The sequence below is a fragment of the Tepidibacter aestuarii genome, from assembly GCF_934924865.1.
In the GTDB taxonomy this organism is placed as follows: Bacteria; Bacillota; Clostridia; order Peptostreptococcales; family Peptostreptococcaceae; genus Tepidibacter_A; species Tepidibacter_A aestuarii.
Map to the genome: position 1 here is coordinate 1,230,790 of NZ_OW235315.1, position 15,309 is coordinate 1,246,098.

A 15,309-nucleotide genomic window follows, 5' to 3' on the forward strand; every position below is an offset into this window, starting at 1 on the left:
ATTTTATTTCTAATTATTTTAAAGATACTTATCAAATTACAGAATATTAGATAATTAGGTTAATATATTAATAAAAAAATAGTTCTGAAAAGGAAGATTAGAGATAAATATAGAAGAGATAATATGTTAAAAACTATATTTTTATTAATATATACAGGGGTGGGGGATTAATTTGAATAAATATACTCAGATTATTGATTATATAAAAGATTTAACACAGACAAAAAAAATAAAAACAGGGGAAAAATTACCTTCTGTAAGGTTACTTGCAGATAAATTTAAATGCAGCACCTTAACTGTTGTTAGGGCATATAAAGAATTAGAACAGGAACATTATATATATTCTGTTCCTAAAAGTGGGTATTATTTAGTTTCAAAATATAAAAAAGAAGTGAAAGAAAAACCTGAGATAGATTTTTCAACTGTACTTCCTGATATAAATATACTTCCCTATGATGAATTTCACCACTGTTTAGATAAGGCCATGGATAAATATAAAACGGATTTATTCTGTTACGGAGATACTCAGGGATTACCTACCTTGATTGAGGCTATTAGAAAATATCTTCAAGATTATCAGGTGTTTTGTAAATCATCTCAAATTGTAGTTACATCAGGGTCTCAACAGGCAGCAAGTATACTAATTAATTTACAGTTTCCTAATGGGAAAAATACTATTTTGGTTGAAAACCCTACATATGATAGAATGATTAAAAATTTACAATTACATTCTGCTAAAACTCTTGGAATAAGTAGAGAATTTAATGGCATAAACTTAGATAAATTAGAAAAGGTTTTTAAAGAAGAAGATATAAAATTTTTCTATATAGTTCCTAGATTTCATAATCCAACTGGTAGTAGTTATTCAATTAATCAAAAAAAAGAGATTTTAAGATTAGCTAATAAATATGATGTGTATATTTTAGAAGATGATTATCTAGTAGACTTAGAGACAGATTCAAGAAACGATTCAATGTATTCACTAGATAACAACAATAGAGTAATATATATAAAAACATTTTCCAAAATTTTATTACCTGGATTAAGGATTGCAGCAGTAGTTTTACCAGAAACTTTAGTATATAAATTTTTGAAATATAAGCAGTTAACGGATATTCACACTTCTATTCTTCCTCAAGGAGCTTTAGAAATTTATATTAATAATGGAATGTTCAAACGCTCTAAAATGAGATTAATGAAGATATACAAAGAACGTATGGAATATTTAAAAAGTATTTGTAATAATTTTGATCCTGATATTTTAAGTGTAAATGTTCCTCATACGGGTTTTTTTCTTTCTTTAAAATCATATAAGCCTATCAACTATGATATTACTCTTTCGAAATTGGAAAAAAACAAAATTATCATTAAAGATGTTCGAGAAAGTTATTTGGAAAAAAAGCATGAAACGGATTTAATAAAAATAAGTATTTCTAAAACTAATAATAAACAAATAAAAGAAGGGATGCTTAATATATATAATTATTTTCTAAATCAAAAAAAGTAAACCTAGCTATATTGATCTAGTACTAGGTTTACTTTGAATTCATAGTATTAAGCTTTTATAGTTTCAACAGATATTCCTAAAGCTTTACGTTTTTCTTCTATCCTTTCAACCATTTGCTTTGCTGCTTTATATGGATCTGGTTCAACATGGAATTTAGCTCCTACTATATCTTCTGCTTTATTAGTCAATATGTCAACAACATTTTTGCTACCTGTTATAGGAGGTGCTACACCAAGCCATGTATCTATACCAGATGTAACTATATAAGTTCCTATTGCAATAGCTTTTTCTGACATCCACTCTGGAGCAGCTCCAACTACTGGTAAGTCACTTATATCTAAATTTAAAAACTTAGCTAGCTCCGATACTAATACGAGTATTCGGCTTATATCAACACATGATCCCATATGAAGTACCGGTGGTATATCTACAAGTTCGCATACTTGTGCAAGACCTTTACCCGCTAGTTTTCTAGCTTCTTTACTCATAAGTCCAGCTTTTGCTGCAGCTTGAGCTGCACAACCTGTAGTTACAACTAGAACATCATTTTTGATTAGTTCTTTCATAAGATTTATGTGTCCATAATCATGTTTTACCTTTGGGTTATTACATCCAACAACTCCTGCTGCTCCTCTTATAACACCTGAAGTAATGCAATCAGCAAGAGGTTTTAATGTTCCAGTCTCATCTAGTTCAGAATTCACTACTTTGTCTAGTTGATTTATTATAGCTTCTACACTATATCCAACTGTTGCATGAGATTTAGTTTTAGGTATGAATACTTTTTCTTTTTTTCTATTTTTGAAGTTTAAAATAGCTTCTTTAACTATTTGTTTAGCTGAATCTAATGCTTTTTCTTCTTCAAATTCTACATGAACTGCTCCTGTGATTTTAGCTTTTGGTGATGTGGTTATAAATTTAGTGTGATAACATTTTGTAAGTGGTGCAAGTGCGGGGAATATACATTGAACATCAACTATTACAGCTTCTACAGCTCCTGTTAATACAGCAAGTTCTTGCTGATTTAAATTTCCTGCTATTTTAACACCGTGTCTCATTGTAACTTCATTAGATGTGCAGCACATTCCAGTTAAATTTATTCCTTTTGCACCAACTTCTTTTGCAAGTTCTAGAAGTTGAGGATCTTCTGATGCTAAAACCATCATTTCAGATAAAGAAGGTTCATGTCCATGTACTATTATATTTACTTGATCTTCTTCTAAAACTCCTAGATTTGCTTCCGTTTCTCTTGGTACTGGAATTCCAAATAATATATCACTAAATTCTGTACCTATCATAGAACCACCCCAACCGTCAGCAAGTGAAGCTCTCATACTTTTATGAATTAAACTCTGTGCATCAGCACAACATCCTATATGAGTTGAATGCATTATTGTTGCTATTTCTTTGTCTATAGCGCCAGTTCTTATATCGTTATCTTCCCATACTTTTTTTCTTTGCTCGGGAGCTCTTTCTAAAAATCTTAAAGTTCCAAAAGGTTTTCCAAATTCATTTAATGCAATTTCTGCAACTTCATGAGCTATATCATATATATCTCTATTTTCTATTTTTACTCCCCATTCTTTGGACAGATTCAAAAGTTTTTCTTCGTTTGTTATTTTATAGTTTCCATTTGGACTTGACATATGTAAAACATGAGCTATATCTCTTCCGTGATCAGAGTGGGTTGCTGTTCCTCCAACTACCATTCTAGCTAAATTTCTAGCGACTATAACATCTGCAGTTGCTCCACAAATACCTTTTTGAGCACCTTTGCCCTCTACAGGACTTATTCTACAAGGACCCATGGCACATATTCTACAACAAAGCCCTTTTTCACCAAATCCACAAGGTGTTTTCATAGCAGCTTTTCTGTCCCAGATAGTTTCAACATTATCTGATTTAGCCTTTTTAATAAGCTCTTGTGTTGCAGTATCAATTGAATAATTTTTTTCTTCCATATTAATTATCCCCCTTTAGAATCTTTTATTGAAAAAAAACTATACCCCTGTTGTTTTTAGTATAATAAGTAAATGAGATTACAATCAAGAAAAGAAAAACATATGTGTATTAATACAGATTTAGTAGGCTTATGTTAGGGAAACTAAAAATTAGTATATTCATAATTTAATAATAGTTTACTTTTTTAATTACAAATATTATACTAATTGGGAGAAAGTAATATTGTTGTTAAGCGTTATTTGCTTTGTACAAAAATATGAAATGAGAGGATAGAACGAAATGTTTAAAAAGCTTGAAAATATTAGTAAAGTTCAATTGGTTTACTATTTAATTATTGCACTTACGGCGCTTGGTTTAGGTCTTAGTAGTGATGTTATTTCTAATTACTTTAAAGATGCTTATCAAATTACAGCATATCAAAGGGGTCTTATAGAATTTCCAAGAGAATTACCAGGAGTACTTGTTATAGTCATTATTGCATCATTATCATTGTTTTCAGATATTCGCATTGCTATGGTAGCACAATTATTAAGTATAATAGGTATAGGAACATTAGGCTTTTTTACACCGCCTTTTACAATTATGTTGATTTTTGTTTTTATCAATTCCCTAGGAATGCACATGTTTATGCCGATACAAGATAGTATAGGTATGTCACTAATTAAAGATGAGAATATAGGCAAGAAAGTAGGACAATATAAAGGGGTAGCAACGATTTTTACTGTATTAGCGAGCATGGTGGTTTTTGTTGGATTTAGAGTAGGTTTTTTTAGCTTTACAAGTAAGATGAAGTGGATATTCATTATATCAGCATGTATCTTAGGAGCTGTACTTATTTTATTTTTTGTTTTGGAAAAGCTAATTGATCAGCCAATAAAAAGCAATAAGAAGGTCAATTTTGTTTTTAGAAAAGAATATAAGTATTATTATATTTTAGTGGTTATGTGGGGTGTGCAAAAACAGATAATGATTGTTTATGGACCTTGGGTGCTGATTGATATATTAAATAAAAGAGCGGATACTTTAGCAATTTTAAGTATTATTGGTTCATTCATAGGTGTATTTTTTATTCCTGCTGTTGGTAGATGGATTGATAAATTTGGAATTAAGAAGTTACTTTATGCTGATGCTTTATCTTTTATTGTTGTTTATTTGGTTTATGGATTATTGAGTGCTGGATTTTCAACAGGAAAATTAGCTACTATAGGTGTTCCTCTATTTTTAGCTTATATGGTGTTTATCTTTGATAAAATGTCTACTCAAATGGGTATGATAAGAACAATTTATTTACGCTCTATAGCTGTGGAAACTTCTGATATTACACCTACATTGTCTTTAGGGCTTAGCTTAGACCATATAGTTTCAATTATGTGTGCTTACTTAGGTGGGGTTATCTGGAGTTTATGGGGACCACAATATATATTTTTTCTAGCGGCTTCACTTTCTTTAGTGAATTTATATGTAGCTAGTAAAGTAAAAGATGATAAACTTATTAAATTGAGAAATTGTTAGTAATTTAAAAACAAAAGTATTAAAAAGGGAGAAAAATATTATGAAACTGAACATAGTTTATGAAGATAGTTATATTTTAGTAGTAGAAAAGCCGCCAAAAGTACCTTCTCAAAGGGATAAAACAAATGATATGGACATGCTTTCTATGATAAAAGAGCATATTAAGATTTGCTATCCTAAAGCTAGAAATCCTTATGTAGGGTTAGTACATAGGCTGGATAGACCTGTTGGAGGGTTGATGATATTTGCAAAAACAAAAGAAGCGAATGCAAATTTATCTGAGCAAATAAGAAATAAAAGTTTAAAAAAAGAATATTATGCTGTAGTTTGTGGAGAGTCAGATGAAAAAAGTGGAACATTTAGAGACTATCTTTTAAAAACAGGCAGAATTAATATGTCTAAGGTGGTTTCTAAAGAAAATAAAAATGCTAAGGAAGCAATTTTAGAATATGAAGTTATAGATCGTGTTAACACAAATGAAGATGGAATTTTAAGTCTTGTAAAAATAAATCTTAAAACAGGAAGACATCATCAAATACGTGTCCAATTCTCAAATGCAAATATGCCTTTATGGGGAGATAATAAATATAATAAAAGATTTGTTAAAATGAAAGGATATACTCAAATAGCTTTATGGGCTAAGAGTATAGAATTTATTCATCCAAAGGATAAAAGGGTATGCAAATTTGAATTAAAACCGCATAATGAATATCCTTTTTCTTTGTTTGTAGACTAATGAATATAAAATTGCTGCTATTTATGCTATAAATAAAAAAAATTATTATTGATGAAATAGCAGTTACTATACTTAAATTTATAAAATCTCCCTAGAATTATTGGGAGATTTATATTTTGGGAAAAGATAGATAGGTATAGGTTAACTCCATAATTCTCGTTCATCTTGAATTAAACCTTTTTTTGCTGCTTTATTTACTTTAAACGTTATATTCTCTAACTTAGCTCTTATTTTTTGGCGTGCTTTGGCTGTATATAAATCACTATCCACTACATCATAATGTCCATCTGATGCTTCACCGTACCACTGAATTTCTATACCATTACTAGTATTTTTATCCTTTTCATCTATATATACTTTTTCTAGATTTAAAGATCCAACATCTAAATTGTCTAAATCACTTTTTATCTCGCTTAAAAATGTTTCTGTATTATTCATCTTATAACCTCCAAGCTGATTTTCTTGATATTATTATGCTACTATATATAAAATTTATTCATATGTTACGATCTCTTTTCACGATTAGATAAATCTGTTTATCTATAACATAGAATCTAAAACACTTGTCGAAATATGAAGTGTTTTTATGTAAAGATATATACTTATGGTATATAATATTAACAAGCAAATAATCATACAAATTTGAACTGATATTATAATTATTCAAATGAGAAAGGAAATTAAATGAAAGAAAAATATTATGAAAATTTATTAAATATAAAAACAACAGGAGATCAAAAATGGGATAAAAATTCAATTCATTATCATCCATACCAGGCTACTTTATATTCTGCACTTGAAGTACTATTTAAGAAATATCAATTAGAAAGTGATGATAATATTGTTGATTTTGGATGCGGTAAGGGAAGGCTCGCATTTTACATAAATTATTTTTATAATTCAAATGTTATAGGGGTAGAAATGGACAAAGATTTACATTTAGAAGCTACTGCTAATAAGTATAGCTATGTGAAAAAATATAGAAAAAATATAGATAAGATTAATTTTTTATGTTGCTTTGCTCAAGAGTATAATATAAAACCGATAGATAATAAATTTTATTTTTTTAATCCGTTTTCTATACAGATATTTAGAAAAATTATAGATAATATTTTACTATCAGTAGAAGAATATGAAAGAAGAGTAGAATTGATCTTATATTATCCATCGGATGATTATATATATTATTTAGAAAACAATACACCGTTTGTATTAATAGATGAGATTATAGTGGAAGATTTATATAAGAGCGATAGTAGTGAGAGATTTTTAATATATAGATTTTAATATACTGAGCACGTCATAAAAGGAGAGTAGCTATGAAAAAGATACTTATTGGAATTACATTAATATTATTAGCACTAACAGTTATCTTTATAAATATAAAAAATGATGGTAATGTGGAAAAAGTTGAAGAAAATAAACAAAAGGTGTTAACTAAAGAAGAATTAGAAGAAAATAAAATAAATGATACTATGAACAGTTTATCCTTAGAAGAAAAATTAGGGCAAATGATAATAGTAGGTTTTAATGGATATAAAGTTGATTCGGATTTCAGGGATTTGTTGGAAAATTACAAAGTAGGAGGAGTTATTCTATTCAAACGTAATATAAAAAATGCAGATCAGCTTTTAAATTTAAATAATAGTATAAAAAATATAAATTCAAAAAATAAATTACCTTTGTTTATATCAGTTGATGAGGAAGGTGGAAGAATTACAAGATTACCTGAAGGAAGCACAAAATTTCCATCTAATAAAGTAATAGGTGAAAAAAATGATAAAGACCTATCTTATAAAATAGGTAAACAAATAGGAACAGAGCTTAATAATTTTGGGTTTAATATGGATTTTGCACCTGTACTTGATATATATAGCAATCCTAAAAATACAGTTATAAAAGATAGATCCTTTGGAAAGGATTCTGAAATAGTTAAGACATTGGGTACTGCTACTATGAAAGGACTTCAAGATGCAAATGTTATTTCTGTTGTAAAGCATTTTCCTGGCCATGGCGATACAAAGGTAGATTCTCACATAGGACTTCCTGTTGTAAATCACGACAAACAAAGGCTTGATGAATTTGAGATAATTCCATTTGAAGAAGCTATTGATAAAGGAGCAGATGCAGTAATGACAGCTCATATAGTCTTACCTAATATTGATAAAAGTAACAAACCAGCTACTCTATCTAAAAAAATATTGACTGATATTTTAAGAAATGAATTGAATTTTAATGGAATCATAATTACAGATGATATGGAAATGGGTGCTATTGCAAATAATTATGGGACTAAAGACGCATCAGTCGAAGCTATCAAAGCAGGGGCTGACATTATTTTAATGTGTCATACTAAAGAAAAGCAAATTGAGGCATTAGAAGGTTTAAAAGAAGCTGTTAATAGTGGAGAAATTAGTATAGAAAGAATCGATGAAAGTGTAAAAAGAATTATTAGATTAAAGAGAAAATATAATTTACATGATATTTAGAATGTCAAAAAAACTACTAACTTTTAAGCTTAAATTAAAAAATAGAAATTAATATTATAAAAAAATAAACGAATTTTATGAATATTATAAATTGAACAAGAATTTGATGGTGAAAATTATAGGTGTTGTAATTAGTTGACAAAATAAATACATATTATGGTAAATGTATACTTATAAATCTGTATTTTTATATGTTGTTAAGTTAATATCAATTGTTGAAATATTCAGAAAAGTAATATAATATAAAGACAAATATTAAATATGATTATCCAAATGAGGGTAGCGTGAGATATCTTTAAAAGATAGCCGAAGAAGCAATATGAAAAAAAGCCAAATTTTCATAGAAACTTTCAGGCAAAAGTATCGTTATCTGATGGGTCTCTGGAAAGTTGGATTGTTTCCACGCCGAAGGGGAAATACACCATAGTGTGTAAAATCTCTCAGGTAAAAAAGGACAGAGGGGTATAAAGGCAGTGAAAATCGTCATGCCTTTATATCTCTCTTTTTTATGCAAAGAATAAGACTATGTCTTTTAGGTATAATATGAGAATCATATTAGATATACATATTGAAAATTATTTTAAGGAGGAGAAATGAAATGTCAAATCTTAAAAGAACTGCTCTTTTTGGGACCCATGAGAAGTATGGAGGAAAGATAATAGATTTCTCAGGGTGGCAGCTTCCAGTTCAATATGAGGGTATAACTTCAGAACATGAGGCTACTAGAAATAAGGCTGGTCTATTTGATGTATCTCATATGGGAGAAGTTGAAGTTAAAGGTAATGATGCATTTAAATTTGTACAGAATTTAGTAACTAATGATGTATCTGCTCTTGAAGATAATCAAGTATTGTATACCTTTATGTGTTATGAACACGGTGGGGTAGTAGATGATTTGTTAGTATATAGATTCAATGAAGAACATTTTTTCCTTGTGATAAATGCTGGTAATATAGATAAGGATTTTGAGTGGATGAATAAAAACTCAGATAAGTATGATATAGAACTTACGAATATATCTGATCAAGTATGTCAATTGGCAATACAAGGACCTAATGCTCAAGAAATTCTACAAAAACTAACTGATACGGATTTAAAAGAAATACAGTTTTTCTACTGTAGAAGAAATGTAGATGTAGCTGGAGTTAGTTGTTTGGTTTCAAGAACGGGGTATACAGGAGAAGATGGTTTTGAAATTTACTTAGATAATGACAGAGCAGAGTATTTATGGGAGCAACTTATGGAAGTAGGAAAAGATCTAGGATTAAAACCTGTGGGACTGGGAGCTAGGGATACTTTAAGGTTTGAAGTTGCATTACCTCTTTATGGGAATGAGTTATCTAAAGATATAACTCCACTAGAGGCAGGGCTTGGATTCTTTGTAAAGTTAGAGACAGATGATTTCATAGGAAAAGAGGCTTTAGTTAAACAAAAAGCAGATGGATTAAAGAGAAAAATAGTAGGTTTTGAAATGATAGATAAGGGAATACCTAGACATGGTTATGAAGTATGGGCAGATGGAAAGCAAGTAGGATTTGTAACTACTGGATATGCGGCTCCTACAGTTAAGAAGAATATAGGGTTTGCCATGGTTCCTATAGAGTATTCAAAACTAGGTACAACCATTGAAATAAAGGTTAGAAAAAGAATTTTAAAGGCCGAAGTGGTAAGTAAGAGATTTTACACTAAAAACTATAAGAAATAAGAACTTAACTAAGTTGAAAAAGTTAATACATTTACGCGAAATATATTCAGAATATTCTAAAAATAATCATGATTATAAAAATATTAAGGAGGAATTTATTATGAAAATAGTAGAAGGAATTTATTATTCAAAGGATCATGAGTGGATTAAGGTAGAGGGAGAAGAAGTTTGTATAGGGATTACAGATTATGCTCAGCATGCCCTAGGGGAGATCGTTTACGTGGAAATGCCTGAGATAGATGATGAATTGGATGCTGGAGAGGCATTTGGAGTTATTGAATCTGTTAAGGCTGCATCAGATTCTTATATGCCAGTTTCAGGAACTGTTATAGAGGTGAATGAAGAGTTAGAAACTACACCTCAACTTTTAAATAGTAATCCTTATGAAAACTGGATATTAAAAGTAAAAATTAGTGATTTATCAGAATTAGAGAGCTTAATGAGTAATGATGGATATAAGGAGTTTTGTGAAAGTGAAAGCCATTAGAAATTAGTTTCTCCGAAAGTTAAAAATTCAGATGGGTTAAACTCCATCTGAATTAAGTTTCACTTTATATAAAGTATGAAGGAGGCAGGCTATGCATAGATATATTTCCAATACAGAAACAGATAAAAAATATATGTTAAATGAGATAAATGTAAAATCTGTAGATGATTTATTCAGTGATGTTCCAGAAGAACTTAAGTTAGATAGAGATCTTAATTTAAGAGAGGGAATGTCAGAAATAGAGATATTTAATCATATGAATAATATTGCAAGTAAAAATAAGAGTTTAAATGAGTTAACATGTTTTTTAGGGGCAGGAGCATATGACCATTACATTCCTGCAATTATAAAGCATATAGCTTCAAGATCTGAGTTTTTAACTGCTTATACACCGTATCAAGCTGAGATAAGCCAAGGAACATTGCAAGTTATATTTGAGTATCAAACTATGATTAGTAATTTGACAGGAATGGATGTATCTAATGCTTCTATGTATGATGGAGCAACGGCTTGTACAGAGGCAGCAATAATGGCTTGTTTGAATACTAGACGTAAATCTATTTTAGTATCTAAAACAGTGAATCCTGAGACTCGAAAAGTTTTAAAAACTTATATGCAGTATAAAAATATAGATGTGATTGAAGTGGATATGATAGATGGAGTCACAGATATGGAGCATTTAAAGTCTCTGGTGAGTAAGGAAACAGCAGGAGTTATAATACAAAGTCCAAACTTCTTTGGAATAATAGAAGATTACTCTAAAGCAGGAGAATTAATACATGAAAATAAAGGCTTATTAATAACTTATGTAGATCCAATATCGTTAGGAATATTAAAGAGTCCGGGGGAACAAGGAGCGGATATTGTAGTAGGAGAAGCTCAATCGTTTGGAAATGAATTAAATTTTGGAGGTCCGTATTTAGGATTTATGGCAACTAAGTCAAAGCTTGCTAGAAAGATGCCAGGTAGAATAGTAGGTGAATCTGTAGATGCAGATGGAAAGAGAGCTTTTGTTTTAACTCTTCAAGCTAGAGAACAGCATATTAGAAGGTTTAAAGCTACATCTAATATATGTTCAAACCAAGGTTTAAACATGTTGATGGCAACTATTTATTTAACTACCTTAGGGAAAGAAGGATTAAGAGAAGTTGCTGTTCAATCTGCTCAAAAAGCTAAGTATGCTTTTGATGAAATAACTAAGAGTAAAAAGTTTAAGCCTTTATTTAACAGACCTTTCTTTAAAGAGTTTGTAGTTACTAGTGATTTGGATAGTGCCAAGGTAAATGAGAACCTATTAGAAGAAGGTATTCTTGGTGGGTATGAACTAGGAAAAGATTATGAAGAATACAATAATAGCTTAATGTTTTGTGTAACAGAAAAGAGAACTAAGAGCGAAATAGACAAGCTTTCAAGTGTATTGGAGGTGCTGTAATGAGAAACTATGATAATTTAATATTTGAAATATCTAAACCTGGAAGATGTGGATATAAGCTTCCTAAGAATGATGTACCACACAAAGATTTATCAAATATAATTCCATCAGAGTTTTTAAATAAAGAAGAGCTAAATCTGCCAGAAGTAAGTGAATTAGATGTAATTAGACATTTTACTAATTTGTCTAATAAAAACTATGGTGTAGATACTGGTTTTTATCCATTGGGTTCTTGTACTATGAAGTATAATCCAAAGATAAATGAAGATGTAGCGGGGATGCAAGATTTAAGCAGAATTCATCCATACCAGCCTGAAAGTACAGTTCAAGGATCTCTTGAAGTTATATATGAACTAGGTGAAATGCTAGCTGAAATAGCAGGAATGGATATGGTAACCTTACAACCTTCAGCTGGAGCTCATGGAGAATTACTAGGTATTATGCTAATAAAGGCATACCATAATAGCAGAAATGATTTTAAGAGAACTAAAATAATAGTTCCTGATTCTGCTCACGGAACAAATCCAGCCACTGCAGCTTTAGCTGGTTATGATATAGTGGAAATTAAATCAAATAAAGATGGTTCGGTATGTATTGATGCTCTAAAGGAAGTTTTAAGTGATGAGATAGCGGGATTGATGTTAACAAATCCAAGTACTCTTGGATTATTTGAATCAAATATTAAAGAAATAGCAGATTTGGTTCATGATGCAGGAGGTCAATTATACTATGATGGAGCTAATATGAATGCCATCATGGGAATTACAAGACCGGGAGATATGGGATTTGATGTAATGCACTATAACTTACACAAGACATTCTCAACTCCTCATGGAGGAGGAGGTCCAGGTAGTGGTCCTGTAGGAGTTAAGGAACATTTAGCTAAATTTTTACCTGCTCCTGTAGTAGAAAAAAGGGATGGTAAATATATATTAGATTATGATAGACCAGAATCTATAGGAAAAATAAAAGGATTCTATGGTAATTATGGAGTTATGTTAAGGGCATATACTTATATATTAGCCATGGGTAGGGAAGGAATAAAAGAAGTTAGTGAGACGGCTGTATTAAATGCAAATTACATGATGAAGAAATTAAAAGAACACTATCATTTACCAATAGATAAAGTATGTAAGCATGAATTCGTATTAGGTGGTATAGGAGATAATCTAAAAGTACCAACACTTGATATAGCTAAAAGATTATTAGACTATGGATATCATCCACCAACTGTATATTTCCCACTCATAGTTAATGAAGCTATTATGATTGAGCCAACCGAAACAGAAAGCTTAGAAACTATGGATGGATTTATCGAAACTATGATAAAAATTGCAAAAGAAGCTAAAGAAGATCCTGAAATGTTAAAAGGAGCACCATATAATACACCTATAAGAAGAGTTGATGAGGCAAGAGCAGCAAGAAATTTAATTCTAAAGTGGAATAAATAAAGGGGGATACATATATGAAGACTGATGTTCAAATAGCTCAAGAGGCAAAGATGTTACCTATATTGGAAGTTGCTAAAACATTGGGAATAACGGAAGATGATATAGAGCTATATGGTAAGTATAAAGGAAAATTGTCATTAGACATATGCAAAAAACTAGAAGAAAAAGAAGATGGAAAATTGATATTAGTTACAGCAATAAATCCGACAGCAGCAGGAGAAGGAAAGACTACCATTAATGTAGGTCTTAGTATGGGGCTGAATAAGATTGGCAAAAAGGCAATAACTACTTTAAGAGAACCTTCACTAGGACCATGCTTTGGTGTTAAGGGTGGAGCAGCAGGAGGAGGTTATGCACAAGTAGTTCCTATGGATGATATAAATCTTCATTTTACTGGAGATATACATGCAATAACTACAGCTAATAATCTTATGGCAGCTCTTATTGATAATCATATGCACCAAGGAAATAAATTAAATATAGATCCAAAGAGAATCACTTGGAGAAGAGCAGTAGATATGAATGATAGAGTTCTTAGAGAGATTACAGTAGCTCTTGGAGCAAAAGGAAATGGAGTTACTAGAGTAGATGGATTTGATATATCTGTTGCTTCTGAAATAATGGCTATATTGTGTCTTGCTAATGGAATGGATGATTTAAAAGATAGATTATCTAAGATGATTATAGGATATACGTACTCTGATGAACCTGTTACGGCAGGACAATTAGATGCTACAGGAGCATTGGCACTGCTTCTTAGAGATGCTATAAAGCCTAATTTAGTTCAAACATTAGAAAATACTCCAGCTATAATTCATGGAGGACCTTTTGCTAATATTGCACATGGGTGCAACTCTGTTATGGCAACTAAAACAGCCCTTAAGTTAGCTGATTATGTAGTAACTGAAGCTGGTTTTGGAGCAGATTTAGGGGCTGAAAAATTCTTCAATATTAAATGTAGATATGCAGGATTAAAACCAAGTGCAGTGGTGATAGTTGCTACAGTAAGAGCATTGAAGAATCATGGAGGAGTAGCTAAGGCAGATCTTTCAAATGTAAACATGAAGGCTTTAGCTGATGGATTTGGAAATTTAGAAAAACAAATAGAGAATGTAAAGAAATTTAAAGTAGCAGCTGTTGTAGCTTTAAATGAATTCCCTACAGATACTAAAGAAGAGTTGGAATTTGTTGAGCAAAGATGTAAAGAACTTGGGGTAAATGTAGTACTATCTCAGGTATGGGCAAAAGGTGGAGACGGTGGAGCACAAATGGCTAAAAAGGTTGTGGAGTTAGTAGAGAAGGAAGAATCTAACTTTAAACCACTATACAGCCTAGATTTATCTATAAAAGAAAAAATAGAAAATATAGCTAAAGAAATATATGGTGCAGATGGAGTAGATTTTACTTCTAAAGCTTCTAAAGAAATAGAAAAATATGAAAGAATAGGACTTTCAAAATTACCTATATGCATGGCTAAAACTCAATACTCTTTATCTGATGATCCCAAGTTATTAGGTAGACCAAAAGGGTTTAGAATAACAGTAAGTTCTATAAGAGCTTCTGTGGGAGCAGGATTCTTAGTAGCGCTAACAGGAAATGTGATGACTATGCCAGGTCTTCCTAAAGTGCCAGCTGCTAATAAAATGGATATTTTGGAAGATGGAGAAATAGTAGGATTATTCTAAAAATATGGGGGGATTGAATATGTTATTTGCACATGATGGGAATGTAAAAGAGGCACTAAATAATAGTTTGTTAAGTTCTATAAAAGATAGAAAGGCTTCACTTTGTGAAACTTGAGATGAGGCAAAAGTAATGGCACTTCCGTGGGGAGTAAAAGAAATGGTAGAACCCGAGCATGGAAAAACTGTTGAAGAATATATGGAATCAGTTCAGGGAGTTAAAATTGAATTTTCTACTGGAAAAGTAGCTCACATATTAAAAGCTGGATTAAAGGAGAGAAAAGGCAAATATATACTTATTTACAGATATGAGTTAGTGTAAGGAAAAGGTTGATTGAAGGAGCTG

At 30.7% G+C, this 15,309-nt stretch carries 13 protein-coding genes and 2 riboswitches; of the genes, 11 read left to right on the plus strand and 2 right to left on the minus strand.

Features of this window, described 5'->3' with window-relative positions; translation table 11 throughout:
• Positions 1-172: 172 nt before the first annotated feature.
• The gene (locus tag M2214_RS05960; protein ID WP_248483771.1) at positions 173-1,507 is read left to right on the plus strand and encodes an aminotransferase-like domain-containing protein; all 1,335 of its coding nucleotides are present in this window, start codon (positions 173-175) and stop codon (positions 1,505-1,507) included.
• Positions 1,508-1,554: 47 nt separating this feature from the next.
• Here the strand turns inward: M2214_RS05960 and cooS are convergent, their stop codons facing one another.
• Complete coding sequence (gene cooS, locus M2214_RS05965) at positions 1,555-3,468, minus strand: anaerobic carbon-monoxide dehydrogenase catalytic subunit (protein WP_248483773.1); 1,914 nt, start codon at positions 3,466-3,468, stop codon at positions 1,555-1,557.
• A gap of 280 nt (positions 3,469-3,748) precedes the next feature.
• On the opposite strand from cooS, the gene M2214_RS05970 reads away from it, so the two are divergent.
• The gene (locus tag M2214_RS05970) at positions 3,749-4,981 is read left to right on the plus strand and encodes an MFS transporter (protein ID WP_248483775.1); all 1,233 of its coding nucleotides are present in this window, start codon (positions 3,749-3,751) and stop codon (positions 4,979-4,981) included.
• A gap of 40 nt (positions 4,982-5,021) precedes the next feature.
• A complete protein-coding gene (locus tag M2214_RS05975) occupies positions 5,022-5,717 on the plus strand; it encodes an RluA family pseudouridine synthase (RefSeq protein WP_248483777.1) in 696 nt (231 codons plus the stop codon).
• Between the two features lie 141 nt (positions 5,718-5,858).
• Here the strand turns inward: M2214_RS05975 and M2214_RS05980 are convergent, their stop codons facing one another.
• Positions 5,859-6,155 (minus strand): hypothetical protein, encoded by a 297-nt coding sequence (locus M2214_RS05980; RefSeq protein WP_248483779.1) that lies wholly within the window; start codon positions 6,153-6,155, stop codon positions 5,859-5,861.
• A gap of 246 nt (positions 6,156-6,401) precedes the next feature.
• Between M2214_RS05980 and M2214_RS05985 the strand changes: the two genes are divergently transcribed.
• The 8 genes from M2214_RS05985 (at position 6,402) to M2214_RS06020 (ending at position 15,285) form a co-directional block, all read left to right on the plus strand.
• Positions 6,402-7,004: a methyltransferase gene (locus tag M2214_RS05985; protein ID WP_248483781.1), complete on the plus strand. Its 603-nt coding sequence runs from the start codon at positions 6,402-6,404 to the stop codon at positions 7,002-7,004.
• Between the two features lie 32 nt (positions 7,005-7,036).
• Positions 7,037-8,206: a beta-N-acetylhexosaminidase gene (gene nagZ, locus M2214_RS05990; protein ID WP_248483782.1), complete on the plus strand. Its 1,170-nt coding sequence runs from the start codon at positions 7,037-7,039 to the stop codon at positions 8,204-8,206.
• Between the two features lie 273 nt (positions 8,207-8,479).
• A riboswitch (glycine riboswitch) is annotated at positions 8,480-8,582 on the plus strand.
• Between the two features lie 3 nt (positions 8,583-8,585).
• Positions 8,586-8,666: riboswitch (glycine riboswitch) on the plus strand.
• 138 nt (positions 8,667-8,804) lie between these two features.
• A complete protein-coding gene (gene gcvT, locus M2214_RS05995; RefSeq protein ID WP_248483784.1) occupies positions 8,805-9,911 on the plus strand; it encodes a glycine cleavage system aminomethyltransferase GcvT in 1,107 nt (368 codons plus the stop codon).
• A 100-nt stretch (positions 9,912-10,011) separates the two neighbouring features.
• On the plus strand, positions 10,012-10,398 hold the full coding sequence (gene gcvH, locus M2214_RS06000) for a glycine cleavage system protein GcvH (protein WP_248483786.1): 387 nt from the start codon (positions 10,012-10,014) through the stop codon (positions 10,396-10,398).
• A gap of 91 nt (positions 10,399-10,489) precedes the next feature.
• Positions 10,490-11,830 carry an aminomethyl-transferring glycine dehydrogenase subunit GcvPA gene (gene gcvPA, locus M2214_RS06005; protein ID WP_248483788.1) on the plus strand — a complete coding sequence of 447 codons (1,341 nt, stop codon included), beginning with the start codon at positions 10,490-10,492 and terminating at the stop codon, positions 11,828-11,830.
• Positions 11,830-13,281 carry an aminomethyl-transferring glycine dehydrogenase subunit GcvPB gene (gene gcvPB, locus M2214_RS06010; protein ID WP_248483790.1) on the plus strand — a complete coding sequence of 484 codons (1,452 nt, stop codon included), beginning with the start codon at positions 11,830-11,832 and terminating at the stop codon, positions 13,279-13,281. Before gcvPA ends, gcvPB begins: the two co-directional genes overlap by 1 nt.
• Before the next feature lie 14 nt (positions 13,282-13,295).
• A complete protein-coding gene (locus tag M2214_RS06015; RefSeq protein ID WP_248483791.1) occupies positions 13,296-14,966 on the plus strand; it encodes a formate--tetrahydrofolate ligase in 1,671 nt (556 codons plus the stop codon).
• A 130-nt stretch (positions 14,967-15,096) separates the two neighbouring features.
• On the plus strand, positions 15,097-15,285 hold the full coding sequence (locus tag M2214_RS06020; protein ID WP_248483793.1) for a hypothetical protein: 189 nt from the start codon (positions 15,097-15,099) through the stop codon (positions 15,283-15,285).
• Positions 15,286-15,309 lie beyond the last annotated feature (24 nt).